The sequence below is a fragment of the Variovorax rhizosphaerae genome, from assembly GCF_037889975.1.
GTDB classification, from domain to species: Bacteria; Pseudomonadota; Gammaproteobacteria; order Burkholderiales; family Burkholderiaceae_C; genus Variovorax; species Variovorax rhizosphaerae.
In genome coordinates this window covers 87,697-113,224 of record NZ_JBBKZT010000011.1, presented here as the reverse complement: position 1 = coordinate 113,224, position 25,528 = coordinate 87,697, and the positions used below count along the sequence as shown (strand labels likewise).

At 63.6% G+C, this 25,528-nt stretch carries 24 protein-coding genes, 1 tRNA gene and 2 pseudogenes; 12 read left to right on the top strand and 15 right to left on the bottom strand.

Features of this window, described 5'->3' with window-relative positions; all coding sequences use genetic code 11:
• Positions 1-73 precede the first annotated feature (73 nt).
• Together WKW82_RS23280 and WKW82_RS23275 are read right to left on the bottom strand one after the other, a co-directional pair.
• Complete coding sequence (locus tag WKW82_RS23280; protein WP_340344718.1) at positions 74-1,519, bottom strand: GNAT family N-acetyltransferase; 1,446 nt, start codon at positions 1,517-1,519, stop codon at positions 74-76.
• 68 nt (positions 1,520-1,587) lie between these two features.
• Positions 1,588-2,535 carry a DMT family transporter gene (locus tag WKW82_RS23275; RefSeq protein WP_340344717.1) on the bottom strand — a complete coding sequence of 316 codons (948 nt, stop codon included), beginning with the start codon at positions 2,533-2,535 and terminating at the stop codon, positions 1,588-1,590.
• 76 nt (positions 2,536-2,611) lie between these two features.
• Here WKW82_RS23275 and WKW82_RS23270 point away from each other — a divergent pair, with 76 nt between their 5' ends.
• Positions 2,612-2,950: a P-II family nitrogen regulator gene (locus WKW82_RS23270; RefSeq protein WP_213959171.1), complete on the top strand. Its 339-nt coding sequence runs from the start codon at positions 2,612-2,614 to the stop codon at positions 2,948-2,950.
• Positions 2,951-2,971: 21 nt separating this feature from the next.
• Here the strand turns inward: WKW82_RS23270 and WKW82_RS23265 are convergent, their stop codons facing one another.
• The 6 genes from WKW82_RS23265 to WKW82_RS23240 form a co-directional block, all read right to left on the bottom strand.
• Entirely contained in the window at positions 2,972-3,562 is a 591-nt protein-coding gene (locus WKW82_RS23265) for an LOG family protein (protein WP_340344716.1), read from the bottom strand.
• A gap of 18 nt (positions 3,563-3,580) precedes the next feature.
• On the bottom strand, positions 3,581-3,976 hold the full coding sequence (locus WKW82_RS23260; protein ID WP_340344715.1) for a diacylglycerol kinase: 396 nt from the start codon (positions 3,974-3,976) through the stop codon (positions 3,581-3,583).
• Complete coding sequence (locus tag WKW82_RS23255; RefSeq protein ID WP_422823567.1) at positions 3,973-4,434, bottom strand: RDD family protein; 462 nt, start codon at positions 4,432-4,434, stop codon at positions 3,973-3,975. The genes WKW82_RS23260 and WKW82_RS23255 overlap by 4 nt, the downstream gene beginning before the upstream one ends.
• A 114-nt stretch (positions 4,435-4,548) precedes the next feature.
• Complete coding sequence (locus tag WKW82_RS23250) at positions 4,549-5,271, bottom strand: DUF3106 domain-containing protein (protein ID WP_340344713.1); 723 nt, start codon at positions 5,269-5,271, stop codon at positions 4,549-4,551.
• 131 nt (positions 5,272-5,402) lie between these two features.
• The gene (locus WKW82_RS23245) at positions 5,403-5,834 is read right to left on the bottom strand and encodes a DUF3619 family protein (RefSeq protein ID WP_340344712.1); all 432 of its coding nucleotides are present in this window, start codon (positions 5,832-5,834) and stop codon (positions 5,403-5,405) included.
• On the bottom strand, positions 5,831-6,397 hold the full coding sequence (locus tag WKW82_RS23240) for an RNA polymerase sigma factor (protein ID WP_340344711.1): 567 nt from the start codon (positions 6,395-6,397) through the stop codon (positions 5,831-5,833). Before WKW82_RS23240 ends, WKW82_RS23245 begins: the two co-directional genes overlap by 4 nt.
• A gap of 280 nt (positions 6,398-6,677) precedes the next feature.
• On the opposite strand from WKW82_RS23240, the gene WKW82_RS23235 reads away from it, so the two are divergent.
• The 7 genes from WKW82_RS23235 to WKW82_RS23205 all read left to right on the top strand — a co-directional run bounded on the left by WKW82_RS23235 (position 6,678) and on the right by WKW82_RS23205 (position 16,200).
• Entirely contained in the window at positions 6,678-8,462 is a 1,785-nt protein-coding gene (locus WKW82_RS23235; RefSeq protein WP_340344710.1) for an acetolactate synthase 3 catalytic subunit, read from the top strand.
• Between the two features lie 223 nt (positions 8,463-8,685).
• On the top strand, positions 8,686-9,177 hold the full coding sequence (gene ilvN, locus WKW82_RS23230; protein WP_213959179.1) for an acetolactate synthase small subunit: 492 nt from the start codon (positions 8,686-8,688) through the stop codon (positions 9,175-9,177).
• A gap of 172 nt (positions 9,178-9,349) precedes the next feature.
• Positions 9,350-10,366, top strand: coding sequence for a ketol-acid reductoisomerase (gene ilvC / locus WKW82_RS23225; RefSeq protein WP_340338097.1), 1,017 nt, complete (start codon positions 9,350-9,352; stop codon positions 10,364-10,366).
• A 237-nt stretch (positions 10,367-10,603) separates the two neighbouring features.
• Complete coding sequence (gene pssA / locus WKW82_RS23220; protein ID WP_340344709.1) at positions 10,604-11,428, top strand: CDP-diacylglycerol--serine O-phosphatidyltransferase; 825 nt, start codon at positions 10,604-10,606, stop codon at positions 11,426-11,428.
• A gap of 177 nt (positions 11,429-11,605) precedes the next feature.
• Positions 11,606-13,309 (top strand): 2-isopropylmalate synthase, encoded by a 1,704-nt coding sequence (leuA, locus tag WKW82_RS23215; protein WP_340344708.1) that lies wholly within the window; start codon positions 11,606-11,608, stop codon positions 13,307-13,309.
• A gap of 39 nt (positions 13,310-13,348) precedes the next feature.
• Positions 13,349-14,887, top strand: coding sequence for a 2-isopropylmalate synthase (locus WKW82_RS23210; RefSeq protein WP_340344707.1), 1,539 nt, complete (start codon positions 13,349-13,351; stop codon positions 14,885-14,887).
• 116 nt (positions 14,888-15,003) lie between these two features.
• Positions 15,004-16,200, top strand: coding sequence for a serine hydrolase (locus WKW82_RS23205; protein ID WP_340344706.1), 1,197 nt, complete (start codon positions 15,004-15,006; stop codon positions 16,198-16,200).
• A gap of 198 nt (positions 16,201-16,398) precedes the next feature.
• Here WKW82_RS23205 and WKW82_RS23200 read toward each other — a convergent pair whose 3' ends face one another.
• The 4 genes from WKW82_RS23200 to pobA are packed head-to-tail and all read right to left on the bottom strand — an operon-like array spanning position 16,399 to position 19,952.
• Entirely contained in the window at positions 16,399-17,199 is an 801-nt protein-coding gene (locus tag WKW82_RS23200) for an IclR family transcriptional regulator (RefSeq protein ID WP_340344705.1), read from the bottom strand.
• Positions 17,200-17,232: 33 nt separating this feature from the next.
• Positions 17,233-17,982 carry an arginyltransferase gene (locus WKW82_RS23195; RefSeq protein WP_340344704.1) on the bottom strand — a complete coding sequence of 250 codons (750 nt, stop codon included), beginning with the start codon at positions 17,980-17,982 and terminating at the stop codon, positions 17,233-17,235.
• The gene (gene aat, locus WKW82_RS23190) at positions 17,979-18,731 is read right to left on the bottom strand and encodes a leucyl/phenylalanyl-tRNA--protein transferase (RefSeq protein WP_340344703.1); all 753 of its coding nucleotides are present in this window, start codon (positions 18,729-18,731) and stop codon (positions 17,979-17,981) included. The genes WKW82_RS23195 and aat overlap by 4 nt, the downstream gene beginning before the upstream one ends.
• Positions 18,732-18,770: 39 nt before the next feature.
• On the bottom strand, positions 18,771-19,952 hold the full coding sequence (gene pobA / locus WKW82_RS23185; protein WP_340344702.1) for a 4-hydroxybenzoate 3-monooxygenase: 1,182 nt from the start codon (positions 19,950-19,952) through the stop codon (positions 18,771-18,773).
• A gap of 130 nt (positions 19,953-20,082) precedes the next feature.
• Here pobA and WKW82_RS23180 point away from each other — a divergent pair, with 130 nt between their 5' ends.
• Positions 20,083-20,853, top strand: a complete 771-nt coding sequence (locus WKW82_RS23180) for an IclR family transcriptional regulator domain-containing protein (protein WP_340344701.1) — start codon at positions 20,083-20,085, stop codon at positions 20,851-20,853.
• Between the two features lie 51 nt (positions 20,854-20,904).
• Positions 20,905-20,980: transfer RNA gene (locus WKW82_RS23175), tRNA-Asn, on the top strand.
• 142 nt (positions 20,981-21,122) lie between these two features.
• Here WKW82_RS23175 and WKW82_RS23170 read toward each other — a convergent pair.
• A complete protein-coding gene (locus WKW82_RS23170; RefSeq protein ID WP_340344700.1) occupies positions 21,123-21,386 on the bottom strand; it encodes a hypothetical protein in 264 nt (87 codons plus the stop codon).
• A 142-nt stretch (positions 21,387-21,528) separates the two neighbouring features.
• Between WKW82_RS23170 and WKW82_RS23165 the strand changes: the two genes are divergently transcribed.
• Complete coding sequence (locus WKW82_RS23165) at positions 21,529-23,286, top strand: carboxylesterase/lipase family protein (RefSeq protein ID WP_422823559.1); 1,758 nt, start codon at positions 21,529-21,531, stop codon at positions 23,284-23,286.
• 26 nt (positions 23,287-23,312) lie between these two features.
• Positions 23,313-23,395 (top strand): annotated as a pseudogene (locus tag WKW82_RS40650) (IS6 family transposase); the annotation flags it as partial.
• A 26-nt stretch (positions 23,396-23,421) separates the two neighbouring features.
• Here WKW82_RS40650 and WKW82_RS23160 read toward each other — a convergent pair.
• Both WKW82_RS23160 and WKW82_RS23155 read right to left on the bottom strand, forming a co-directional pair.
• Positions 23,422-23,610: pseudogene (locus WKW82_RS23160) on the bottom strand (IS6 family transposase); the annotation flags it as partial.
• 29 nt (positions 23,611-23,639) lie between these two features.
• Complete coding sequence (locus WKW82_RS23155) at positions 23,640-25,481, bottom strand: hypothetical protein (RefSeq protein WP_340344699.1); 1,842 nt, start codon at positions 25,479-25,481, stop codon at positions 23,640-23,642.
• Positions 25,482-25,528: the final 47 nt, after the last annotated feature.

The window sequence follows — 25,528 nt, the reverse complement described above, 5'->3', positions numbered from 1 at the left end:
CAGGAAAAGCGCCGTTCCCGGCGCTTTTTTTACGTCCGCACGGACCGCGCTGCGCGACCGCTGGCCGAAGACCTCAGCCCGACCGGAACGGGCTGCGCTCGTCCAGGTGTTCCATGTAGTTGGCGATCCCTTCGCCCTCGCGTTCAAGGAAGCGCTCGACCGCATCCGCGAACGACGGATGCGCCAGCCAATGCGCGCTGGTCGTCTTCACCGGCATCAGCGCGCGAGCCATCTTGTGCTCGCCCTGCGCGCCGCCTTCGAATCGTTGCACCCCATGCGCGATGCACCACTGCAGCGGCTGGTAGTAGCAAGCCTCGAAGTGCAGGCAATCCACGCGCTCCAGCGCACCCCAATAGCGGCCGTATGCCACCTCGGGGCCGACGCTGCCATCGGTGCGCGGCTGGTCGTCCGAGAGCGCGATCAGGCTGGTCGCGATCGGATGTCCCCCGCGCTCGGCAACGAACAGAAGCCAGGTGTCGGGCATCGTGTCGGCCATCCGCTGGAAGAAGTCCCGCTTCAGGTAGGGCGGATTGCCGTGTTCCCGGTAGGTGCGGGCATAGCAGCGGTAGAAGAAATCCCAATCGTCCGTCGAGATGTCTGCGCCCCGTGCCCATCGAAAAGTGACGCCCGCGTCCGCCACCTTGCGGCGCTCCTGGCGAATCTTCTTGCGCTTGTCGTGGGACAGGCTGGCGAGGAAGGCCTCGAAGTTCAGGTAGTTGGTTTCGCCGCCTGGCCGCCCCAAGGCGAAACGTACCCCCTCGGGGGGTAGCGAGGACACGTCAGTGCCGAGCGTGGGGGGCACAGTTTCGCCGCCGGGCCGCCCCAAGGCGAAACTCACCCCCTCGGGGGGCAGCGAGGACACGTCAGTGCCGAGCGTGGGGGCCACAGTTTCGCCGCCGGGCCGCCCCAAGGCGAAACGCACCCCCTCGGGGGGCAGCGAGGACACGTCAGTGCCGAGCGTGGGGGCCACATTTTCCCAATGAAACTGCACGGTGTGCCGAAGCATCAGCCCCGCATCGACGCACGCGACGATGTCGTCGTCGGCACCGAACAGCAGGTGCAAGGACGACAACCCAGCCTGCCTGCACCACTGCACCAGCCCCTGCGCCAGCAACGCCCGGCTCTGTGCATCCCGTGCCAGCAAGCGAGCCCCCGGCACCGGCGTGAACGGCACCGCCGCGACCGCCTTCGGGTAGTAGCGCAGTCCATGCTGCTCATAGGCATTGGCCCAGGCCCAATCGAACACGTACTCGCCGTACGAGTGATCCTTGATGTAGACCGGACAAGCGCCGCCGAGCCGTTCACCTTGCCAAAGCGTCACGAATGCCGCGGTCCAGCCACTGGCCGGCACGGCACTACCGCTCTCATGCATCGCATCGAGGTACTCGTGCCGCATGAAGGGGCTCGGCGAGGCTTGCATCGCGAGCAATTCATTCCACGCGCGCGCATCGATCTCGGAAGGCGCCCCGTGGATTCGCAGGATGGGCTCGTCGGACCCAAGTCGATGTGGCTTTGCCATCTCGGCTTGACCCCGCGCGGGGGGCGTGTCGGGCTCGGCCCGGGCTTGGGGGCTCGGAGGGCGCTGCGTCATGGCTTGCGCGCGCCCAGGTATTCGGCAATCCATATTCCGCCCAGCACCAACGCCAGCGCTGCCGCGTGGAAGCCCGAGAGCGGCTCGCCCAAGACCAGCACCGCAAGCAGCGGCCCGAAGATCGGCACCAGGTTCAGGAACACTCCGGCGCGCGCCGGCCCGATCAGCGTCACCGCCCGAATGAACGTGAGCTGCGAGATGTACGACGGAAAGGTGCCGATGAACAGGATCAACAGCAAACCCTTCACCGTGGGCACGATGAAGTTGCCCATCGCAATTTCGGCCACCAGCAGGGGCAGCGACACGATGCTTGCCACGGCTGCCGTCGCCGCGAAGAATACGATGGCCGGCACGGCCGGCCGCCGGCGCAAGCCAAGCGCATAAAAGGTGTAGAGCAGGCAGGCAATCAGCATCCACACGTCGCCGATGTTGAACTGGAACTGTGCCAGCCGCTCCAGGTGCCCCTGCGAAGCAACCACCGCAATCCCGGCCAGCGTCAGCGTCACCCCGACGACCTGCAACACCGTGATCCGGGTGCGGTAGAGGTACAGGCTGCCGATCAGCACCAACACCGGGATCGTGCCCTGGATGATCGCGATGTTGATCGCGGTCGTGTGATGCGCGGCGGTGTAGAAGAGGGCGTTGAAGCCGGTAAACCCCAGCGTGCCCATCAGTACGACAAAGCGCCAGTGCGGCACCAGCGCGCGCCAGTGCGTGGCGATCTCGCCGCGCGAAGTCAGGCCGAGCGCGACGCAGCACACGATCCACCGCGCGGAAGTCACCAGCATCGGCGAGGCCTCGCCGACCGCGAGCCGTGCCGCCACGGCGTTGGCGCCCCAGATCAGCGTGGTGAACACCAGCAACAGCCACGCCTGGCCATTGCCCCATCGGACCAGCGTTGCGAAGCCGGAAGCAGCAGGGGAGACGGGGGGACTTGCACTCATCGACCCCGGAGCCTAACAGTGCGTGAATGACATAATCGGCCGCCCCCTTTTCCGAAACCCCGGGAGAACCTCCGCAATGAAACAGATCACCGCCATCGTCAAACCCTTCAAACTCGAAGATGTGCGCGAGGCGCTGGCAACCGTTGGCGTGACCGGACTGACGGTCACCGAAGTCAAGGGCTTCGGCCGCCAGAAGGGCCACACCGAGCTTTACCGCGGTGCGGAATACGTGGTCGATTTCCTGCCGAAGATGAAGGTCGAGGTGGTCGTGAACACGGACGACGTCGAGCGCTGCATCGAAGCCATCGTCGGCGCCGCACGCACCGGCAAGATCGGGGACGGCAAGATCTTCGTCACCAACGTCGAGCGCATCGTCCGCATCCGTACTGGCGAGCAGGACGAAGCCGCGATCTGATCCGTCGGGCCTGGCAGCCTGCTAAAGCACCTCGGCGAGCTTGTCGCCACGCGGGTGGCGGCGCGCTTCTTCCAGCAGTTCGCGCAAGAGCGCGGCCGGCTCGACGCCGCTGCGCACCAGACTCATCTGCCAGTCGCCCATGAAGCCTTCGCGCACGCTTTGCGCGAGAAAGTCCAGCATGGTGTCGTAATACCCGGCGGTATTGAGAATGCCGACCGGCTTGTCGTGGTAGCCAAGCTGGCGCCAAGTCCAGATCTCGAACAATTCCTCGAAGGTGCCGATGCCGCCGGCCAGGGCCACGAAGGCATCGGCGCGTTCGCCCATCATGGCCTTGCGTTCGTGCATCGTTTCGACGACGTGAAGCTCGTCGCACAGCGGATTGGCCAGTTCCTTGTCGACCAGTGCCTTGGGAATGATCCCCACCACCCGGCCGCCGGCGGCACGCGTGGCCTCGGCCACCGTGCCCATCAGGCCGGTACGCCCGCCGCCATAGACGAGCTGGCCGCCGTTCTCGCCGATCCAGCGGCCGACGGACTGTGCTGCTTGTGAGTGTTCGGGTCGCTCGCCGGGGCGCGAGCCGCAATAGACGCAAATCGAAAAATCAGGGTTCATGCCCCGATCATGCCGCGTTCAAGTGACGAATCGCGTGCAGAGCGCAGCAAGCCAGATGCCGCCCGACAGCAGCAGCGCCAACAACACCGCGGCGCTGCCCATGTCCTTCGCCCGCTTCGACAGGTCGTGCCATTCCGGCCCGATCCGGTCGATGGCCGCTTCCACGGCGGTATTGAGCAGTTCCACGATCATCACCAGCACCACGCTTCCGGCGAGCAGAGCGACTTCCATCCAACTGCGGCCGAGCCAGAAGGCCAGCGGCACCAACACGATTGCAATGAGAACCTCTTGCCGGAATGCCGTCTCGCCCCAGCCTGCGCGCAGGCCATTGAGTGAGATCAGCGTCGCGTGGAAAACCCGCGCGAATCCGCTGCGGCCCTTCTGAGGATTGACGACAGGCTCAGGCTGGCTCATCGACGGCTCATTGGCTTGGAAGCAATCAGGCGCGTGCCGGCCCAGGCGTCGTGCCAGAACTGCCCTTGCGGGTGGAATCGCGCAAGCAACGCCCAAACGGCTACCCAACCGGCCAGCAGCAACGTCGCTTCCCCGCCCGACACCTTGAAGGGCGCCATGACCGCCAAGGGCGGCAGGAACCAGATCCAGCTCAGCAGGTAGCGTAGCAGGGCCCGGCCTTGCTTCAGGGGCTGGCCATGGCGGTCGACCATGCGCAGGCCCCAGGTCTTCATCGCGAGCGTCTGCCCGTGGATCCAGAACCAGACGAAGTACAGGCCGAATACGACGAACAGGAATGCCTGCAGCAAGTGCCGCCGCTCGTCCATCGCGTCGCGCATTTGCCCCAGCGTGCTGAACAACCACCCCGACACGAAGACCACGGCAAACAGCAACATGCCCTCATAGGTCCAGCAGGCCATGCGGCGCCAGAGGCCAGGGGCGGTGAGATCCGGCAGCGCTGGAGTGGACGGAGAGGCGGGGGTTGCGGGGTCGGAATGAATGGTGGCGCCAGCGTTCATGGGCCCGGCGCCGGGTCAGGGCGCGGAGGAGGGTTGCTCGGTTGTGCGGACCGGTGGAATCGTAGCAGGCGCCGCAGGCGCACTGGCAGCGCCCGGCGCGGGAGTCTGGGCCTCCGCCGCAGGGGGCACGGGTGTGTCGGCGGTTGCTGCGGGCGCCGGCGCCGCAACGACCGGAGCCGGCGGTGCTGACGGGGTTGCAGGCGCTGGCGGTGGGGCGAGCTGGATGCGAGGGCTGTGTTCGCCCTTGCCAAGCAGGGAGGTCGTTGGCGGCACCGGCGCGAGCTTCCTCTCCGGCACGGGGCGCACCGGGATGGCGGCACTGGGTTGGCGCATCTGCGCACGCTCCGCCCAGTCGCGCTTTTCGTCCTCGCTCAGCGCCTGATAGGCTTCCCATTTGGCTTTCCGTTCGTCAGCCGGCAAGCGATTGACTTCGGCGAAGTTCAGCCGTGCCAGCGCGCGCTGTTGAGCGCTCAGGGTGGCCCATTCGCTCATCCGGCTGTGCAGCGTGGCCTGGTCCTCCGGCTTCATGGAATCGAAATTGCGCGAGATCGCCAGCCATTTGCTTTTCTGGACGCCGCTGATCGTGTTCCAGTGCGGCGCCAGGGGCTTCAGGGCGGCTTGCTGGCCGGGCGTCAGGCTGGTCCATAGCGGTTTCGAAGCGACCGGGCTCTTGCCGTTCGCCTCCGATGTCCCGGCAGGGGCGCCGGGCTGCGCGCCGGCAGGCGTCGCCTGCAGCACAGACAATGCCGCTACCGTCATGGCGACGAGCAGGCTGCCACAAACGACAACGCCCGACGTTTGCGGGCGCATCGATGGGCGCGGCGACGCGCGAGAGGCCGGGGGTAGAACCATGCGGGAGTGGCGGAGATTCAATGTGAGGCAGTGTCGCTGGCGTGTGTCTTGAGGAATTGCGCGAAGCCCGGGTCGGTGAATGCGGCGGGCGGGAGGTCGTCCGTCAGCAGCGCGGCATCGACTTCGGCCATGTCGTTCGCGCGATTTTCGTCCTGCACGATGCTGATCGTGATCATCCCGATCACAAGCGCAATCAGCGGCACAACGGCGCCGATGCGTGTCCACCAGCCACCCCCCAGCGCAGCGGCGCCACCCGACGACACGAGCACCTCCGTAGGATGCAGCGCCGGGGCGAGCTTGCGTCGGGCGACGGCCTGCTGGCGTGCGACACGCAAGCGCTCCCCGATGTCGTGCGGAAGTTCGGCATTGCCGGCCGAAAGTCGGTTCGCCAAGCGACGGGCGAATTGCTCTTCAAGAGCGGAGGGGGTCTTCGAAAGTGTTGCGTTCATAGCGATATACCTTTGGCCGTGAGCGCTTTGCTCAGGGCATGAACGGCGCGGGAACAATGGGTTTTGACACTGCCTTCGGAACACCCCATCGCTGCGGCGGTCTCGGCAACGTCCATTTCCTCCCAGTAACGCATCAGAAACGCCTCTCGTTGACGCGCCGGGAGCGCAGCGATCTCTTCTTCGATTTCGTGGAATATCTGCGCACGACGGGTGGTGTCCTCGGCACTTTCGGTCTCGCGGGAATCGGTGGGGGAGTTGAAGTTTCCCAGCAGATCGAATTCGCCGTCGTCTTCAGGGGCTTCGAAGTCGCTCAGGTTCGAAAAAAGTGCCCTGCGGGTCTTTTGGCGGCGAAACCAATCCAGCGTGCAGTTCGACAGGATGCGCTGGAACAGCATCGGCAACTCGTTGGCCGGCTTGTCGCCATAGTGTTCGGCCAGTTTCATCATGCTGTCCTGCACGATGTCGAGCGCCGCTTCCTCATCGCGCACGTGGTAGACCGAGCGCTTGAAGGCGCGTCGTTCGACACTTTTGAGGAAGTCGGAGAGTTCTTTTTCGGTAGCCAAACGGATATGGACGCGGTGAAGCGCAGCGTGGGTTGTCTCTTCCAGGCGTTATGTTTTGGACGGCGCGGATTATCGCATCGGCAGTTTTGCCTGCCGGCTACCCGAAATTCGGCCATTTGAGGTGTCATAATCGCAGTCGCACGTCAAAACGCAAACGGGTCACTGTCCGGCGGAGCATCCAGTCCGCTCATGGCTTTGGCCTCAAGTCCCGACGCGACCTCACAAGGGTTGGCAAGGGGCACCCAAGGTTTTTCGTTCCCGAAAATCACAAAGGTTGATCATGGAAATCTCCAAATCGGAACTCGCTTCCGCAGCAGCCGCATCCTCCGGGATGGGCAACCAAGCACAAGAACTCATGGGCGCGGAGGTGCTGGTCAAGGCACTCCAGGCCGAAGGCGTCCAGTACATCTGGGGCTACCCCGGCGGTGCGGTTCTCTACATCTACGACGCGCTCTACAAGCAGGACACCATGCAGCATGTGCTGGTGCGGCATGAGCAGGCGGCCGTGCACGCGGCGGACGGCTATGCACGTGCCACCGGCGAAGTCGGCGTGGCGCTGGTCACCTCCGGCCCCGGCCTGACCAACGCGGTCACCGGCATCGCGACGGCCTACATGGACTCGATCCCGATGGTCATCATCTCGGGCCAGGTGCCGACCGCGGCCATCGGCCTCGATGCCTTCCAGGAATGCGACACCGTCGGCATCACGCGGCCCATCGTCAAGCACAACTTCCTCGTCAAGGACGTGAAGGACCTGGCACTGACGATGAAGAAGGCCTTCCACATCGCACGCAGCGGCCGTCCCGGTCCGGTGGTGGTGGACGTGCCGAAGGACGTGTCCTTCAAGAAGACGCCTTATTCCGGCTACCCGGAAAAGTTGGAGATGCGCTCGTACAACCCCGTGCGCAAGGGTCACGGCGGCCAGATCCGCAAGGCCTTGCAACTGTTGTTGAACGCCAAGCGTCCGTACATCTACACCGGCGGCGGCGTGTTGCTGAGCAATGCCACCAACGAACTGCGCACGCTGGTCGACATGCTGGGCTACCCGGTCACCAACACGCTGATGGGCCTGGGCGCCTATCCGGCGAGCGATCGCAAGTTCCTGGGCATGCTTGGTATGCACGGAACCATCGAAGCCAACAATGCGATGCAGACCTGCGACGTCTTGCTGGCGGTGGGTGCGCGCTTCGACGACCGCGTGATCGGCAATCCGAAGCACTTTGCGCAGAACGAGCGCAAGATCATCCACGTCGACATCGATCCGTCGAGCATCTCCAAGCGCGTGAAGGTTGATATCCCGATCGTCGGTGACGTGAAGGATGTGCTGACCGAACTGATCTCGATGATCCGCGAGAGCACCACCAGGGCCGATGCAGGTGCATTGGCCGATTGGTGGAAGACCATCGAAGCCTGGCGCAGCAAGGATTGCCTGAAGTACGACCGCGGCAACACGGACGTCATCAAGCCGCAGTACGTGGTCGAGACGCTGTGGAACATGACCAAGGACGCCGATGCCTACATTACGTCCGACGTCGGGCAGCACCAGATGTGGGCCGCGCAGTACTACCGCTTCGACGAGCCGCGTCGCTGGATCAATTCCGGGGGCCTCGGCACCATGGGCGTGGGCATTCCCTACGCCATGGGCATCAAGCTGGCCAAGCCGGAAGCGGAAGTGTTCACCATCACCGGCGAAGGCTCGGTGCAGATGTGCATCCAGGAACTCTCGACCTGCCTGCAATACAACACGCCGATCAAGATCGTCTCGCTGAACAACCGCTATCTGGGCATGGTGCGCCAGTGGCAGGAAATCGAATATTCCGGCCGCTACAGCCACAGCTACATGGACGCGCTGCCCAACTTCGTGAAGCTGGCGGAAGCCTACGGTCACGTCGGCATGCTGATCGAGCGCCCGCAGGACGTGGAGCCCGCGCTGCGCGAAGCCCGCAAGCTCAAGGACCGTACGGTGTTCATGGACTTCCGCACCGACCCCACCGAGAACGTGTTCCCGATGGTGAAGGCCGGCATGGGCATCACGGAAATGCTGCTGGGTTCCGAAGACCTTTAATCCGGACTCCGAACGCGGAAGAAAGTTAAAAGTTACGTAGCAGTCGCAAAAGTAGACGTCGAAGACTTTCGGCGTTCCTTTTGCGACCTTTGCGAAAGCTTCTCGACCTCTGTGTTCGGCTGCCCGATCCCGCTTTAATCAACCTGTAGACGAATCTATTGCCCGCCAAGCCCGCGCATTACCGTGCACGGGGGAGGGCGGCGAAAAGAGGAGTCCATCGCTTATGAAACACATCATTGCCGTCCTGCTCGAGAACGAGCCTGGCGCACTTTCCCGCGTGGTGGGCCTGTTCTCGGCCCGTGGCTACAACATCGAATCCCTCACGGTCGCGCCGACCGAAGACGCGAGCCTCTCGCGCATGACCATCGTCACGAGCGGCTCGGACGAGGTCATCGAGCAGATCACCAAGCACCTCAACCGCCTGATCGAAGTCGTGAAGGTCGTCGACCTGACCGAGGGCTCCTACACCGAGCGCGAGCTCATGATGGTGAAGGTGCGCGCGGTCGGCAAGGAGCGCGAGGAAATGATGCGCATGGCCGAGATCTTCCGCGGCCGCATCATCGACGTCACCGACAAGAGCTACACCATCGAGCTCACCGGCGACCACGGCAAGAACGACGCATTCCTGGAGGCGATCGAGCGCAGCGCGATCCTCGAGACGGTGCGCACCGGCGCCAGCGGCATCGGCCGTGGCGAGCGCATCCTGCGCGTCTAGTCATGTCGCTCGCCCCCAGTCTGCGCGCACTGCGTGTCGCTTCGCCAACCCGCTACCGGGGGCAACACCCGCAGTCCGGCAAAGCCGGCCCTGCGGTGTTTCTGGAAAACACACGGGGTTCTGCAAATGCCCCATCCCACCACTCACACTGAATTCAACGAAGGAGCATCTCATGAAGGTTTATTACGACAAGGACGCGGACCTCAGCCTCATCAAGGGCAAGACCGTCGCAATCATCGGCTACGGTTCGCAAGGCCATGCGCACGCACAAAACCTGAATGACAGCGGTGTCAAGGTCGTGGTCGGCCTGCGCAAGGGCGGCGCTTCGTGGGACAAGGTCGGCAAGGCCGGCCTGCAGGTCGCCGAAGTCGCCGATGCCGTGAAGTCGGCTGACGTGGTCATGATCCTCCTTCCGGACGAACAGATCGCCAACGTCTACAAGAACGACGTCGCTCCGAACATCAAGGAAGGCGCATCGCTCGTCTTCGCACACGGCTTCAATGTGCACTACGGCTTCGTGCAGCCGCGCGCCGACCTGGACGTGTGGATGGTCGCGCCCAAGGCTCCTGGCCACACCGTGCGCAGCACCTATGCCCAAGGCGGCGGCGTCCCCCACCTCGTGGCCGTGCATCAGGACAAGTCCGGCAAGGCCCGTGACCTGGCCCTGAGCTACGCCACCGCCAACGGCGGCGGCAAGGCCGGCATCATCGAGACCAACTTCCGCGAAGAAACCGAGACCGACCTGTTCGGCGAACAAGCGGTTCTGTGCGGCGGCACGGTCGAGCTGATCAAGGCCGGTTTCGAGACGCTGGTGGAAGCCGGCTACGCGCCCGAAATGGCGTACTTCGAATGCTTGCACGAGCTCAAGCTGATCGTCGACCTGATCTATGAAGGCGGCATCGCCAACATGAACTACTCGATCTCGAACAACGCCGAATACGGCGAGTACGTCACCGGCCCGCGCATCGTGACCGAAGAGACCAAGAAGGTCATGAAGCAAGTGCTGAAGGACATCCAGACCGGCGAATACGCCAAGAGCTTCGTGCTGGAAAACGCCGGTGGCGCACCGACGCTCATCAGCCGCCGTCGCCTGAATGCCGAGCACCAGATCGAAGTCGTCGGCGACAAGCTGCGCGCGATGATGCCCTGGATCAAGAAGAACAAGCTGGTCGACCAGACCCGTAACTGATCGCCTCTGCGAGAACTCAAGTCGATGTGGCTCCGCCATGTCGACTTGATCCCCCTTGGGGGCCGGCCCGGACGTGGCCCGGCACTGGGGCTTAGCTGGCCACCCGCGGGTGGCCTTTTTCATTACTGGCGCAAAAAGGCGCCTGAACTACACTGCCACAGATGCGAATCAACCCCCGTCCTGCTATGAAACTGATAGCTGAATGCGCCCAAGGCGCGTGCGCTGGAGGGCAGTTCGATGCATGACGACACCGTGCACAGCGAAGTCGTGCCGCGCAAGCGCCGCAAGGGCATCTACATCCTGCCGAATCTTTTTACGCTGGCCGCGCTGTTCGGCGGCTTCTATTCGATCGTGATGGCGATGAATTCGCGTTTCGACCTGGCCGCGATGGGCGTGGGCGCCGCGATGATCCTGGACAGCCTCGACGGTCGTGTGGCACGGATGACCAACACGCAGAGCGCGTTTGGCGAGCAGATGGATTCCCTGTCGGACATGGTGTCCTTCGGCGCCGCGCCGGCTCTCATCGCTTACGAGTGGTCGCTCAAGGGGCTGGGCCGCTGGGGCTGGATCGCGGCGTTCGTTTACTGCGCCTGCGCGGCCCTGCGCCTGGCACGTTTCAACGTCAACACCGGCGTGGTCGACAAGCGCTGGTTTCAGGGGCTGCCGTCGCCGGCGGCCGCTGCGATGGTGGCGGGGTTCATTTGGCTCATGACCGAATCCGGCAAGCGGGGCGGAGAAGCCCTGTACCTGACGTGGAACCAGATCAGTTGGCTCACCTTCGCTTTCACGCTGTACGCGGGCCTGACGATGGTGACCAACGCGCCGTTCTACAGTTTCAAGGACATCCAGATGAAGAAGAGCGTGCCGTTTGCGGTGATCGTGCTCATCGCGTTGGGCATCGCGGTCATCAACATCGACCCGCCGACGGTGTTGTTCGGCGTGTTCGTGGCGTATGGGTTGAGTGGCTACGTGGTGTATGCGTGGCGCAAGGCCAAGGGGCATCCGGTAAGCGTGATCAGCACATCGACCGACGAACCCGATGAGCGCGGGCTGCACAACTGATTTTGTGTCTGCTACACTCGCCACCCTCATGCAAAAGATTTCGCTGGCCCTACTACTGATCCCCTTCGGGCGGAGACGGTAGCGCACGCGCAAACCTTTTCACACGGCCCGTTCGCACCAGCAACGGGCCGTTTTGCTTTGGGTTGCTGGTTCACCACCCTCAATGGAGAGAATCAAATGTTGAAGCAACCCGACCGCAAGTACCGCGCGTTCGCACCGATCGGCCTCAAGGACCGCACCTGGCCGGACGCCGTGCTGACCAAGGCCCCGATCTGGCTGTCGACGGACCTGCGCGACGGGAACCAGGCGCTGGTCGAACCCATGGACATCGCGCGCAAGATGCGGATGTTCGAGCAACTCGTGGCGATCGGCTTCAAGGAGATCGAGGTCGGCTTTCCCTCGGCCTCGCAGGTGGAATTCGACTTCGTGCGAAAACTCATCGAAGAGAACCGGATCTCCGATGACGTGACGATCCAAGTGCTCACCCAGGCGCGCGACCATCTCATCACGCGCACCTTCGAGTCGCTGCAGGGCGCGCCGCGTGCGATCGTGCACCTCTACAACGCCGTCGCGCCGGTGATGCGCAAGGTGGTGCTGGGCATGGACGAGGACGAGATCGTCGAACTCGCCACGACGCATGCCGAAATGTTCAAGGACTGCGCGGCGAAGCAGCCCCACACGCAGTGGACCTTCCAGTACTCGCCGGAAATGTTCTCGGGCACCGATCTCGCGTTTTCCAAGCGCGTGGTCGATGCGGTCACCGCCGTCTGGGACGCGACCCCGCAGAACAAGTGCATCATCAACTTGCCTTCCACCGTCGAGCATTCCACGCCGAACATCTTTGCCGACATGATCGAGTGGATGCAACGCAACCTCGCGCGGCGCGACGGCATCGTGCTTTCGGTCCATCCGCACAACGACCGGGGCACGGGCACCGCGGCCGGGGAACTGGCGTTGATGGCCGGTGCCGACCGCATCGAGGGCTGCCTCTTCGGCAATGGCGAGCGCACCGGCAACCTGGACCTGGTGAACGTCGCCCTCAACCTCTACACGCAGGGCGTGTCGCCGGAGCTGGACTTCTCACGCATCGACGACATCCGCGCGACGGTCGAGCACTGCAACCAGATCCCGGTCCACCCGCGCCATCCGTACGTCGGCGACCTGGTCTACACCTCGTTCTCGGGCTCGCACCAGGACGCGATCAAGAAGGCCTTCTCGGCGCGCAAGGAAGGCGACATCTGGGACATGCCCTATCTGCCCATCGACCCGAAGGACGTGGGCCGCAGCTACGAAGCCGTGATCCGCGTCAACAGCCAGTCCGGCAAGGGTGGCATGGCCTACTTGCTCGAAAGCGAATACGGCATCGAGATGCCGCGCCGGCTGCAGATGGAATTCATGCAGACGGTGCAGCGCGTGATGGACGTGGCCGGCAAGGAATTGAGCGCGGCCGACCTCTACGCCCTGTTCGAGCGGGAGTACGGCCTGAAGACCGTGCATGCCTTGCAACATCGCGTCTTGGAGGAGCAGGGCGAGGGTGACAAGGCATCCATCGTGCTGCGCGGCGACCTGCAATGGGATGGCGAGACTTGCCACATCGAAGGGCGCGGCAACGGACCGATCGATGCCTTCATTCATGCCCTCGTCGACGCCACCGGCCATGCCGTGCGGGTGATCGATTACCACCAGCACGCGATCGGCGCCGGCGCGGACGCCCAGGCGGTGGCGTATCTTGAATTGCGCGTGGACGAGTCGCAAACTCTGTTCGGCGTGGGCATCGATGCGGACACGATTTCGGCCTCGCTGAAGGCCATCGTCTCGGGCCTGGAGCGTGCGCGGGGGCAGGGCGCGCGCAGCGCACAATCGGTGGCTGAGCCGGCCTGACGCGCAGAGCGGCATTTTCAAAGTACGGAGAGAGACACGATGACCGACCAGCTGATCATTTTTGACACCACCTTGCGCGATGGGGAGCAATCCCCCGGCGCGTCCATGACGCGCGACGAGAAGATGCGCATTGCCCGGCAACTCGAACGGCTGAAGGTCGACGTGATCGAGGCCGGGTTCCCGGCCAGCTCCAACGGTGACTTCGAGGCGGTCAAGGCCATCGCCAACGTCATCAAGGACTCGACCGTGTGCGGACTGGCGCGGGCCAACGACCGCGACATCTCGCGCACGGCCGAGGCGCTGAAGGGGGCGGCCCGCGGTCGCATCCACACCTTCATCGCGACTTCGCCGCTGCACATGGAAAAGAAGCTGCGGATGACGCCCGACGAGGTGTTTGAGCAGGCCAAGCTGGCCGTGCGCTTCGCGCGCAACCAGATCGGCGATGTGGAATTCAGTCCGGAGGACGGCTACCGCAGCGACATGGACTTCCTGTGCCGTGTGCTGGAAGCCGTGATCGCCGAGGGCGCGACGACAATCAACGTGCCGGACACCGTGGGCTACGCGATCCCGGAGCTCTACGGCAACTTCATCAAGACGCTGCGCGAGCGTATTCCGAACAGCGACAAGGCGATCTGGTCGGTGCATTGCCACAACGACCTGGGCATGGCGGTGGCCAATTCGCTGGCCGGCGTGAAGATCGGTGGCGCGCGGCAGGTCGAATGCACGATCAACGGCCTGGGTGAGCGGGCCGGCAACTGTTCGCTGGAAGAAATCGTCATGGCCGTGAAGACCCGCAAGGACTACTTCGGGCTGAGCATGAACATCGACACCCAGCACATCCTCGCGGCCAGCCGCATGGTGAGCCAGACGACCGGCTTCGTCGTGCAGCCGAACAAGGCGGTGGTGGGCGCCAATGCCTTCGCGCACGCTTCGGGCATCCACCAAGACGGCGTCCTGAAGGCCCGCGACACCTACGAGATCATGCGCGCCGAGGACGTGGGCTGGACCACCAACAAGATCGTCCTGGGCAAGCTCAGTGGCCGCAACGCCTTCAAGCAGCGCCTGCAGGAACTCGGCGTGACCATGGAAAGCGAGGGCGACATCAACGCGGCCTTTGCACGTTTCAAGGAACTGGCCGACCGCAAAAGCGAAATCTTTGATGAAGACATCCTCGCCTTGGTCAGCGACGAGGACGGGTCGCACGTTGGTGAGCAGTTTGCATTTGTATCCTTGTCTCAACACAGCGAAACTGGCGAGCGGCCGCAGGCGCGGGTGGTGTTCACGGCCAATGGCAAGGAAGTCACCGGAGAGTCCGATGGCAACGGGCCGGTCGACGCCTCGCTGAAGGCGATCGAGTCGCATGTGAAGAGTGGGGCGGAGATGGTCTTGTATTCGGTGAATGCGATCAGCGGATCGACCGAAAGTCAGGGAGAGGTCACTGTGCGCCTGCAGAATGCCGGGCGGGTGGTCAACGGCGTCGGGGCCGATCCCGATATTGTGGTGGCCTCGGCCAAGGCATATTTGAGCGCCCTCAACAAGTTACAGAGCCAAGCTGAGAGAATTGCCGCGCAAGGTTGAGTGACGGAGCGTTCTTTTGTTTTCGAATGAGGAAGCGAATGCAAGTAACTGATATTGCGTGTCTTTTTCTAACTCGTTAAACTGCGCGCTTCCTTTCGCCCGCTGGAGATTTATCAATGCCCGAAGCCCGCCTACATCGAGTTTCCAGCCAGCGGTTCCAATCCGCCTTTCGCATGATCGCCGTCGCTCTGTGTGCCACGGCGTTTTTATTGCCTGCTTCGCAGGCGGCCAAGCATCCGGATGCGGGTTCGACCAAGAGGGCGCAAGCCAGTGCTGGGGCCAAGCAAAAGCCAGCCGTCGCCGCCAAGTCTGCGCCGGCCAAGGCCGCGCGCGCATCCAAGGTCGACCGCGCCGAGAAGGCCGATCGGTCCGTTCGCGCTGGCAAGAACGTGGTCGCAACGGTTCGCACGCGCCATGGAAGGACAGTGGTTGCAGTGCAGCGCCGCTCCGTGGTCCGGCTGGCCGATGCCGCACCGCCAAGGCTTTCGTACGGCCAACTCGCCGGCCTGCACAGCCAGGACGAACTCGACCTGAAGTCGAGCGTGGCACTTGTCATTGATCAGGACACGCGCGAAGTGCTGTTCAGCAAGAACGACCATGCCGTCTTGCCGATTGCATCCCTGACCAAGCTGATGACCGGCTTGCTCGTGAGCGAAGCGCGTCTGCCGATGGACGAGCCGATCATGATCACCGAGGAAGACATCGACACCGAGAAGTTCAGCCGCTCGCGCCTGCGTGTCGGCACGACCCTGTCGCGTGGCGAACTGTTGCACTTGGCGCTGATGTCCAGTGAGAACCGTGCGGCGCATGCGCTCGGCCGCACCTATCCCGGTGGCTTGGCGACCTTCGTAAGCATGATGAATGCGAAGGCGCGTTCGCTTGGAATGAAGGACACCCGTTATGTCGAACCGACCGGCCTGTCGAGCGGCAACCAGTCGAGCGCGCAGGACCTGGCCTTGCTGGTGAATGCCGCGTCGGCCGACGCGACGGTGCGTGAACTTTCCACGTCGCCGGAGTACCAGGTCGAGGTCGGCAATCGGATGATGCAGTTCAACACGACCAATCGCCTGGTGAAGAACCCGGATTGGGACATTGGCGTGCAAAAGACCGGCTACATCTCGGAAGCGGGCCAATGCCTGGTGATGCAGACGAAGATTGCGGGACGCAAGCTGATCATGGTGTTCCTGGATTCCGCCGGCAAGCTGAGCCGCATCGGTGATGCCGAGCGCGTTCGCCGCTGGGTGGAGGCCACGCAGTTGATGTCGACGCCTGCGGCGCGGCATCAGGCGCTGACGGTCGGCGTTGCCGGGTAGCTGAGCCCACCCCGAGAAGCGCCTTCGGGCGCTACCCCCTCGGGGGGGCGCGCACCCAGCAGCCCGGCAAAGCCGATTCTGCGGGTGCCTACGAAAGGGGCTTGCTGTCGCATCGCTCTGCGACAAGCTCGCTTCAAAAGCCCCGGCGCACGAACTGTTGGCGGTCCGCGGTGACTGATATATGACTGGCTGATTCCTTCAGGCCGAAGATGCGGCCGGCGCCTCGCTGCTGTGACCGAGCGCACCTGAAATCTCGTTGGCGGTGGCTTGCAGCTTCGGCAGCCAGCCGTCGTCGAGTCGATCTGCAGGTGCCGAAATCGACAGGCCAGCAATGAGCTTGCCCTGGTCGTCGTAGATGCCGGCAGCCATGCAACGCACCCCCAGTTCGAGTTCCTCGTTGTCGCGCGCGATGCCGTATTGGCGCGCTTTCGACAATTCGCGTTCCAGTGCCGGCAACTGCGTGATGCTGTTGCGCGTATGGCCGGCCAAACCGGTGCGCGTGGCATAACTGCGGACGCGTTGCGGATCGTCGGCCGCCAGGAAGAGCTTGCCGGTGGAGGTGAGGTGCAGCGGCGCACGGCCGCCGATGGCGCGCACCACCTGCATGCCGGAACGCTCGCTGTACGCCCGCTCGATGTACACGATCTCGTCGCCCTGGCGCATGCTCAGGTTGACGGGTTGCTGGGTGAGCTTGTGCAACTCGCGCATGGGCGTCAGTGCGGCGTCGCGCACATTGAGACGGCCCTTGACCAGGTTGCCCAGTTCCAGGAGGCGCATGCCAAGTCGGTAGCTACCGGCCTCCGGCCGATCGACGAAGCGGCCCACGGCAAGGTCGTTCAGGATGCGGTGCGTGGTGGAAGGGTGCAATCCGGTTTTCTCGCTGATCTCCTTGAGCGAGATGGCTTCCTCGCGAGAGGCCAGCACGTCGATCAAGGCAAACATGCGTTCGATCACCTGGATGACAGGTGTCGCAGTGACGTCGGATTGGGGTTTTCTCATGGGCGGCGGTACGGGGTTGTATCGCCTGCCATTTTACTTTGTGAAATCGTCTTGCGCTTGCCAGCGGCCGTCTACCAGCAATTCGTGTGGCGAATAGAGGGCCTTGTAGTTCATCTTGGCACTGCCCGAGATCCAGTAGCCGAGGTAGACGTGCGGCAGGCCCAGCGTGCGGGCCTGCGCGATCTGCCACAGCACGCCGTAGTTGCCGTAGCCGGCGCCGGCGTCGGGTTCGTAGAAGGTGTAGACGGCGGAAAGTCCGTCGTTCAGGACGTCCAGGATCGACACCATCTTGAGCGCGCCCACGCTGCCGTCGGGCAGGGTCTCGCGGAATTCCACGAGGCGCGAATTGACCCGGCTTTGCAGCAGGAACTGCGTGTACTGGTCGATGCTGTCGTGGTCCATGCCGCCGCCCGCGTGGCGGCCGTTCTGGTAGCGCAGGTAGAGCTGGTAGTGCTCTGGGACGAAGCAGAGCTTGAGCACGCGCGCCTGCAGGTTGCCGTGGCGCGACATGGCACGGCGCTGGCTGCGCGTGGGCTTGAACTCATCGACCTTCACACGCAGCGGCACGCAGGCGCGGCAGCCGTCGCAATAGGGGCGATAGGTGAACATGCCGCTGCGCCGGAAGCCTGCCAGCACGAGGTCGGAGTACGCGTCGTTGTGGATCAGGTGGCTGGGCGTGGCGACCTGGGAGCGCGCCTGACGGTCCGGCAGATAGCTGCACGGATAGGGTGCAGTCGCATAGAACTGCAGCGTGTGGAGCGGAAGATCCTTGAGGTGCGTCACGTCAGCGGCGAAGGTCGCGCAAGCAGGAGTTCGTCCCAGTATAAAGGGTCGAAATGCCATGCGGGGCCCTGCTGCTTTCGCGCGCGCGTCACGTGCGAGATGAACGCGCTGCGTGGCATTTCCCGGGCGCCCAGGCTGGCCAGGTGTGTGGTGTTCTGCTGGCAGTCGATCATGGGCATGGCGTGGCGGCGGCAGAAGCTCACGAGCGCGGCGAGGGCGATCTTTGACGCGTCAGGCTGGCGCGCGAACATGGACTCGCCGAACACCGCGCGGCCTATGGCGACGCAATAAAGTCCGCCGGCCAGGCGGCCATCGATCCAGGTTTCGACGCTGTGCGCATGGCCGGCCTGGTGCAGGCCGATGTACGCCTCCACCATGTCCGGCACGATCCAGGTGCCCGACTGGCCGGCGCGCGGCGCGGCTGCGCAAGCCCGGATCACGGCCCCGAAATCATGGTTGATGCGCACCTCGCAGCCGTCCTGGCGACGGAATTTCTCGAGCGTCTTCCGCAGCGACCGGTGCAGTTGAAAGCGCGCCACTTCCAGCACCATGCGGGGGTCGGGGCTCCACCAGAGGATGGGCTGGTTGTCGCTGAACCACGGAAAGATCGCGTTGCCGTAGGCCTCCAGCAAGCGCTCCACGCCCAACTCGCCGCCAGCGGCCAGCAGGCCGGGCACGGGGGCGTCGGGGCCCCAGGCCAATGCCGGGTCAGGCAGCGATTCGCCGGGCGCGATCCATGTGATTTGCATGCCGGAGGTATACACGCGTTTGCGTGTCCTGCCCCAGGATCAGAAGGATTCCACGGGCAGGCCTACGTAGTTTTCTGCGAGCGAGGTGGACGCGGCGCGTGAGTTGACGAGGTAGTCGAGTTCGGCTTCCTGGATCTTCTGGCCGAACTCGCCGTTCTCTGGAAACCGGTGCATCAGCGAAGTGAACCACCAGGAGAAGCGTTCAGCCTTCCAGACGCGGCGCAGGCACAGTTCCGAGTAGCGATCGAGGGCGGACTGGCTGCCTTCGCGGTAGTGGATCTCGAGCGCGCGTGACAGGAAGCCGACGTCGGCGGTCGCGAGGTTGAGGCCTTTGGCGCCGGTAGGCGGAACGATGTGGGCGGCGTCGCCGGCCAGGAGCAGGCTGCCGAAGCGCATGGGCTCGGCGACGAAGCTGCGCAACGGCGCGATGCTCTTTTCCAGCGAGGGGCCGGTGACCAGGCGCTCGCAGGCTTCGGGGTCGAGGCGGTGGCGCAGCTCGTTCCAGAAGGCGTCGTCGCTCCAGTTCTCGACTTTCTGGTCGCTCGCCACCTGGAGGTAATAGCGACTGCGGCTTTCGCTGCGCATGCTGCAGAGCGCGAAGCCACGTGCAGTGTTGGCATAGATCAGTTCGCGCGAGACCGGCGGCACATCGGCCAGGATGCCGAGCCAGCCGAAGGGGTAGACCTTTTCGTAGAGGTGCACCGCGTCGGCGGGAACGCTGGCGCGGCTGATGCCGTGGTAGCCGTCGCAGCCGGCGATGAAGTCGCAGGCGATCTCGTGCGTGGCGCCGTCCTTCTGGTATCGCACGGTGGGCTTGGCGGTGTCGAAGTCGTGCAGGCTCACGGGCGCTGCGTTGTAGATTGTTGTGAGGCCCTCGGCGGCACGGGCCGCCATGAGGTCGCGCGTGACTTCAGTCTGGCCATATACCGTTACCTGCTTGCCGCCGGTCAGGCCGTGCAGGTCGATGCGGTGCCGGGCTCCCTTGAAGAGCAACTCGATGCCGTCGTGCGGGAGTCCTTCTTCGAGTGCGCGCGTGGCGACGCCGGCCTGGCGCAGCAGGTCCATGGTCACCTGCTCCAGCACGCCGGCACGGATTCTGCCAAGCACGTAGTCGCCGCTCTGGCGTTCGAGAATGATGTTGTCGATGCCGGCACGGTACAAAAGCTGCCCGAGCAGCAGGCCCGCGGGGCCGGCGCCGATGATGACGACTTGCGTTTTCATGAGGTGTCTCCTGGATCAGCCTCGAGCGTAGGTGGCGGGCATCGGGGACAGAAGACCTGCCGCAAGGGCTGTGTGCGATGATTGGCATGCCTGCGCGATGATCGCGCAGCAAGTCGATCAAGGTATCCGAGTGACCATCGCCAAACCGGATTTCATCGAAGGCATCGCCAAGGGCATGGCTGTGCTGGAGAGCTTCGACACCGAGCGCCAGCGCCTCAATGCGACGCTGGCGGCTGCGCGTGCCGGGCTCACGCGTGCGGCTGCGCGACGCCATCTGCTGACCTTGACGCATCTGGGTTACCTGGAGACGGACGGCAGCTACTTCTGGATGTCGCCGAAGGTGCTGCGGTTCTCGGGCAGCTACCTGGCGTCGTCGAGGTTGCCGCGCGCGTTGCAGCCGACGCTCAACCGCCTTGCCGCGCAGACGCATGAGTCGTTTTCCGCGGTGGTGCTGGATGGGGAGGAGGTGGTCATCATTGCGCGCAGCGGCAGCTATGGGGCGCCCACACGCACGCTGGCCTATGGACTGCACCTGGGCGCGCGGCTGCCTGTGCACGCAACGTCGACGGGCTGCGTATTGCTCGCGTCGATGAGCGCGGCGAGCCTCAATGCCTGGCTCAAGGGGCGCATGCTGCCACGCTTGACGCCGCACACGCTGACCCAGGCCAAGGCGCTGCGCCAGCGCATTGCGCAGGTGCGCGCGGACGACTTCTGCATTGCCACCGAAGAGCATGAACTGGGCGTGCAGGCCATGGCGGTGCCGCTGCGCAACATGCAGGGCCACACGGTGGCGGCGCTCAATGTCGTGCTCCCGGGCGGGCCGCGTTCGGAAGCGCAGTTGCAGCATGAACTGTTGCCACTTTTGTTTGATGCGGCGCGAGAAGTTCGCGCAATGTTGTGAGTTCTTGAAAAGTCCGAAAAAGCCACGCTATAATTCGAGGCTCAGCAATATTCCTCGATAGCTCAGTTGGTAGAGCGCCGGACTGTTAATCCGTAGGTCCCTGGTTCGAGCCCAGGTCGAGGAGCCAAGACAAAGAGCCGCATGGCCACTGGAAAGCCCGCTACAAGTTTTGTAGCGGGCTTTTTCACTTGCGCGAAGCCGAGTCATCTCACAGTCATCTGGGAGGGAAAAGGCGTCTTTGAGGTCCATGGCGGTCCCTCCGAGGGGAGTCAAACGACAAGACCCTGGACTCCACAACCAAGGTGGACCTCCCAGCCCACGATCTTGCGGCTGTGCAAGTCCAGGATCAGGTGGCGGTGGAACCAATGCCCGAGCACCAGCGCGGGCAGGTCACCCCGTGCCGCCTCAACCGGCATAGCGCCCTGCAGCCCCGCGCCCTGCAGGCCGCGCCCGCGCAGCCACTTGCGCACCAGGTTCGCATTGAACCCGTGCGCCAATGCCACTGCCGCCACCGATGCGCAGGCTGGTCGCACTTGGCGCATCCCGGTCCGTTGACCATCCAGCGCTTGATGACCGTCCCTGCAGCCCTGCCGTCTTGCCCCGGGGAATGCACTCATAGACGTCCTCAACACTGCGCATAACGTCTGGGCTTTGATCAAAGCAGGAGACGTTCCGATGCCCCGTCAGCTATGGCTTCCCACCGCTTGCGCGGTGTTCGCATTGCAGCTCACCGCCTGTGGCGGCGACAACGACCACGGCTTTGTTCCCGCCATATCACCTGTGACAAGAGACACCACTCACGGCATCGTGGTTGGCGTTGACGGATCCGCTTCAACTGGCACCTACGCATGGAAAGGCGTGCCATTTGCCAAGCCGCCCGTTGATGAGCTGCGCTGGAAGGCACCTGCCGACCCGGTCGCGTGGACGACACCGAAAGCGACGCAGGAGTTTGCGAACGCCTGCGTCCAATACGGTCGCATCTACGGACCCGGAGCCAACAACAAATACGATGCCACCATCGGCTCGACCCTGAACCAGGCGGTCGGCTCCGAAGACTGCTTGTACCTGAACATCTGGCGGCCATCCAACGGCGATTCCAAGTTGCCGGTCATCGTCTTCCTGCATGGCGGCAGCAATGTGTCCGGCTACACCGCCGACCCGGTGTACGACGGCGCCATGCTCGCAAGAACCGCCAATGCCGTCGTAGTGACTACCAATTTCCGTCTTGGCATCTTCGGATTCTTGAACATGCCGCAACTCAAGACCGGTGCAGACGCCAGTGAGGATTCTGGCAATTTCGCATTGCTCGACAGCATCAAGGCCTTGCAGTTCGTCAATCGCAACATCGCCAACTTCGGCGGCGACCCGGACAACGTGACCCTGATGGGGCAGTCGGCAGGTGCCATCAACGTCTATGCGTTGATGACCTCGCCCTTGATGGTCAACGCAAACCCGAAGTTGTTCCATCGCGCGGTGCCGCTCAGCGGAGGCCTTTCGCTGGCGACCAACCTCGCTCCGGGCCGCCTGCCTACGCTCAACCCCGCATCAACGGCCCTTGCACAGGGCAACGCGCTGCTGTCGAACCAGTTGATCGCCGACGGACTGGCAACGGACACGGCCTCGGCGCAGGCCTATGCAACGGCGCAAGGCAACACGCAGATGGCCGCTTATCTGCGCGGCAAGAGCCCGTCTGTCCTGTTCGCCACGCTGCTCACCAAACTCTCGGTGTTGGGCCTTTCGGGTTCGGGGCCGATCCCGGAGGGCACCGTGCTGCCGGTCGATCCGATCGCATCTATCAACGCGGGCAGCTATCTGAAGGTGCCAGTGCTGGCGGGCAACACGCGTGACGAGGCCAAGCTGTTCCCTACATTCCTGGCCCTCTCGCCTGCTCTGGGGGGTGTGAGTGGGCGCCTCGTCAGCGACGCGCAGCTGTTCTCGACGCAATTCAGCTACAACCCGGAGGCCGCGCCTGCCGTGAGCATCGAACAGTGGATTCCGTCGGTCTACCTGCCGGTAACCACACCGATGACGGGCTTCAACGCACGCACCGATCTGCTGAACCAGCTCTTCTTCATTGCGAGTCGTGACAACATCCTCGATGCGTTGAAGTCAAAGCAAGCGGCAGTCTGGTATTACCAGTTCAACTGGGACGAAGAGCCTGCCCCTTGGAACGATATCTACGGTGCAGCGCATGCTTTCGACTTGCCCTTCGTCTTCGGCAACTTCGGCCCTTCCCTGTTCGCGAACATCGCGAATACGCAGGCCAATCAGCCGGGGCGTCTCGACTTGTCCAACGCGATGATGAAGAGCTTGGGTGCCTTTGCGAAGGCAGGCGATCCGAACTCGGCAGTCCTCGGTACCACCTGGCCTGCCTGGCCATCAAAGCTCAACTTCGACGCAACGGCGACCGCGAAGGTCATCGCGGTGAAATAACCACTCGTTTCTCGACGCCGCCTCAGATGCGCCTGTCGAAGTACCTCAACGACATCGTCGAACAAGACCATCGCGCGATCAACGCATCGTGCGACTGATGCTCGGATTCAACGATTCAACGATTCAACGATTCAACTTCCACTGGCCTGCGACCTTGATGCAGGTCTCGTGCATGCGCCAACTCGCGCCCACCGCGCGTTTGCGTCGTCGAAAACAGCGGCCAGCACCGGCAGGATCTTGATCGACCATCGATGAACCGTGGCGTGATCGACGAGTACGCCGCGCTCGCCCATTCATCTCCTCGATATGACGAAAGCTCAGAGGTAAGCCTCCGCCGGCATTTGGCGCCGCCCTCACGAGGAACGAGAAGAATCACATTGATATGCCGCGCGAAACAACGCCCTGGACACGGTCGCCAGCGACGATGACTTATCAAGTGCGAGCACCCGTAGCGGCAGTGAACGCGCCTCGGCATTCGGGGAATCTTGAGGGGATGTGGCCCAGGCGGCCCTGGCGACATCGATCAGCGCTGACTCATCGGTCGATTGATCCACAAGGACGACGACTCTCGCCAACGGAACGCGCCAGATCAGGTACGTGAGCTCAAAAACACTGCCACGGTTCTCGCGCGCGAACCCGCGAAGATCGACTAGCACCACGTCAGATGCGACCGACAGCTTCATGGCTGCCGCCTGCCAGGCGTCGACATAGCAACAAATCTCGTTCACCGGATAGCGGAGATCGCCTTCGAGTTCGCTCCGGAGCCGCGTCAGTCGTCGGTCCACGTCCGCCTCGGTGTTCAGGAATTGGGCATCGAGGCGCCGGAGAAGAAAACATTCGAGCATCCACGACCCGAGCGTGCGCATTGCGAGATCGGTCCCTGCGAGCAGATCCACGCGGCCCACACGTCGCCACATGTCTTCCAGCGCGTCAAGAAGGCGCTCGCGTTTGTCGGCGCTGCCGAACACGCGCAGAAGCAGGAGCCGCTTCGGAGAACTGCCTGAACAAGACTTCCAGGCCACACGCAGTAGTGCATGCAAGAGAATGAAATAGGCGATCAAGCTGCCCCCGAAGATCCCGTAGACAACGTAACGCTCGGCAGGCGACATGGTCTCGACCTGGACGCCGAGCAGTGCGAGCGTGTAGATCGCCAGGTACATCCAGCAAACATGGAACTGCAGCGTCGAGGGCGACACCCAGCGGGTTGTCTCAAGGCCGACAAAGCCCTTGAAGAAGAGCCAGACAACCAGGCATTGAAGGACGCCGGCTGGCACGGCGGTGAGGAGAGGACCAATCGGAAATGGGGGCCGCAGGAGTTCGTCCGCAGCAACACCGGCGGCCCCGATGGCCGCCAGGGGAACTGCGTACGTCCGCCGGTCCGCGCTCCGCAAAATGCGCAGGAAAACCCAGACTGCTGCCGGCACGGCCGCCCACGCGAATGCAAGCAAGAGGGAAGCCGGCCAACGGTACTCGGGGCGTTGCTTGAACACGCCAACATCTTCGGGCAGGGCATGGGTGCTGACCACCAGCGAGACCACCGCAACGGCCGTGACAACAAAGACGAGAATCGGGGCGATGCCCACCCAGAAGGGTCGCAGGCGTCGCTGCACGAGAAGCAGCATCGCAAGTGCTGGCCATGCATACACGTTAGCCAAGTCCAGTGCAGTGGCAATCGCCAGCGAAGCGCTGCCCGAATACCAGCCGAGCTTCGCGATCGCCATCATGATGACGACGCAATACGTGAGGCCGATGACGGCCCAGGTGCGCCACGAGTGCGCGACGACATTCGCCAACACGATGAGCCCTGGAAGCGCCGCAAACAGCACGACAAGTGAAAGTGCCCGGTGCCAATCTGGCGGCGCCACCCACGCGTGCAACACAACCAGCGTGCTCCAGAGCGCACCGCCCGAGATCAGATAGCAACGCTCGACGGATCTTGTGATGGCGTTGGCGCGGTCGACGGCCCGCTCGGCAGCGCTGCCAATGAGCCGCAAGTCTTCCTCGCCGATTCTCTCCACCCTCAGCGGCTGCGACGCCTCCGCCAATGGCATCGGTGCAGTCACCGGCGGCAGAACCGCCATCGCGCCAGACTTGAACATCGACATCACAATTGCCTTGCGATATCGCCATCCGAACAAGGCGGCGGCGGTAATGAACGTCGCCGGCATCCCGAGGATGAAGAAGAGCCAACGCATCTTTTCCTCCTGACACGCACGCACGAGGGCACCTGAAAAATCTCGTT

Excerpts from the sequence above, each read along its gene's own strand:
- pssA (WP_340344709.1), top strand. The coding sequence starts at position 10,604 with ATGCATGACGACACCGTGCACAGCGAAGTCGTGCCGCGCAAGCGCCGC.
- WKW82_RS23260 (WP_340344715.1), bottom strand. The coding sequence starts at position 3,976 with ATGAGCCAGCCTGAGCCTGTCGTCAATCCTCAGAAGGGCCGCAGCGGA.
- WKW82_RS23280 (WP_340344718.1), bottom strand. The coding sequence starts at position 1,519 with ATGGCAAAGCCACATCGACTTGGGTCCGACGAGCCCATCCTGCGAATC.
- WKW82_RS23255 (WP_422823567.1), bottom strand. The coding sequence starts at position 4,434 with ATGGCCTGCTGGACCTATGAGGGCATGTTGCTGTTTGCCGTGGTCTTC.
- aat (WP_340344703.1), bottom strand. The coding sequence starts at position 18,731 with ATGCAAATCACATGGATCGCGCCCGGCGAATCGCTGCCTGACCCGGCA.
- ilvN (WP_213959179.1), top strand. The coding sequence starts at position 8,686 with ATGAAACACATCATTGCCGTCCTGCTCGAGAACGAGCCTGGCGCACTT.
- WKW82_RS23200 (WP_340344705.1), bottom strand. The coding sequence starts at position 17,199 with ATGAGAAAACCCCAATCCGACGTCACTGCGACACCTGTCATCCAGGTG.
- pobA (WP_340344702.1), bottom strand. The coding sequence starts at position 19,952 with ATGAAAACGCAAGTCGTCATCATCGGCGCCGGCCCCGCGGGCCTGCTG.
- ilvC (WP_340338097.1), top strand. The coding sequence starts at position 9,350 with ATGAAGGTTTATTACGACAAGGACGCGGACCTCAGCCTCATCAAGGGC.
- WKW82_RS23245 (WP_340344712.1), bottom strand. The coding sequence starts at position 5,834 with ATGAACGCAACACTTTCGAAGACCCCCTCCGCTCTTGAAGAGCAATTC.
- WKW82_RS23275 (WP_340344717.1), bottom strand. The coding sequence starts at position 2,535 with ATGAGTGCAAGTCCCCCCGTCTCCCCTGCTGCTTCCGGCTTCGCAACG.
- WKW82_RS23210 (WP_340344707.1), top strand. The coding sequence starts at position 13,349 with ATGACCGACCAGCTGATCATTTTTGACACCACCTTGCGCGATGGGGAG.
- WKW82_RS23265 (WP_340344716.1), bottom strand. The coding sequence starts at position 3,562 with ATGAACCCTGATTTTTCGATTTGCGTCTATTGCGGCTCGCGCCCCGGC.
- WKW82_RS23165 (WP_422823559.1), top strand. The coding sequence starts at position 21,529 with ATGCCCCGTCAGCTATGGCTTCCCACCGCTTGCGCGGTGTTCGCATTG.
- leuA (WP_340344708.1), top strand. The coding sequence starts at position 11,606 with ATGTTGAAGCAACCCGACCGCAAGTACCGCGCGTTCGCACCGATCGGC.
- WKW82_RS23155 (WP_340344699.1), bottom strand. The coding sequence starts at position 25,481 with ATGCGTTGGCTCTTCTTCATCCTCGGGATGCCGGCGACGTTCATTACC.
- WKW82_RS23270 (WP_213959171.1), top strand. The coding sequence starts at position 2,612 with ATGAAACAGATCACCGCCATCGTCAAACCCTTCAAACTCGAAGATGTG.
- WKW82_RS23235 (WP_340344710.1), top strand. The coding sequence starts at position 6,678 with ATGGAAATCTCCAAATCGGAACTCGCTTCCGCAGCAGCCGCATCCTCC.
- WKW82_RS23205 (WP_340344706.1), top strand. The coding sequence starts at position 15,004 with ATGCCCGAAGCCCGCCTACATCGAGTTTCCAGCCAGCGGTTCCAATCC.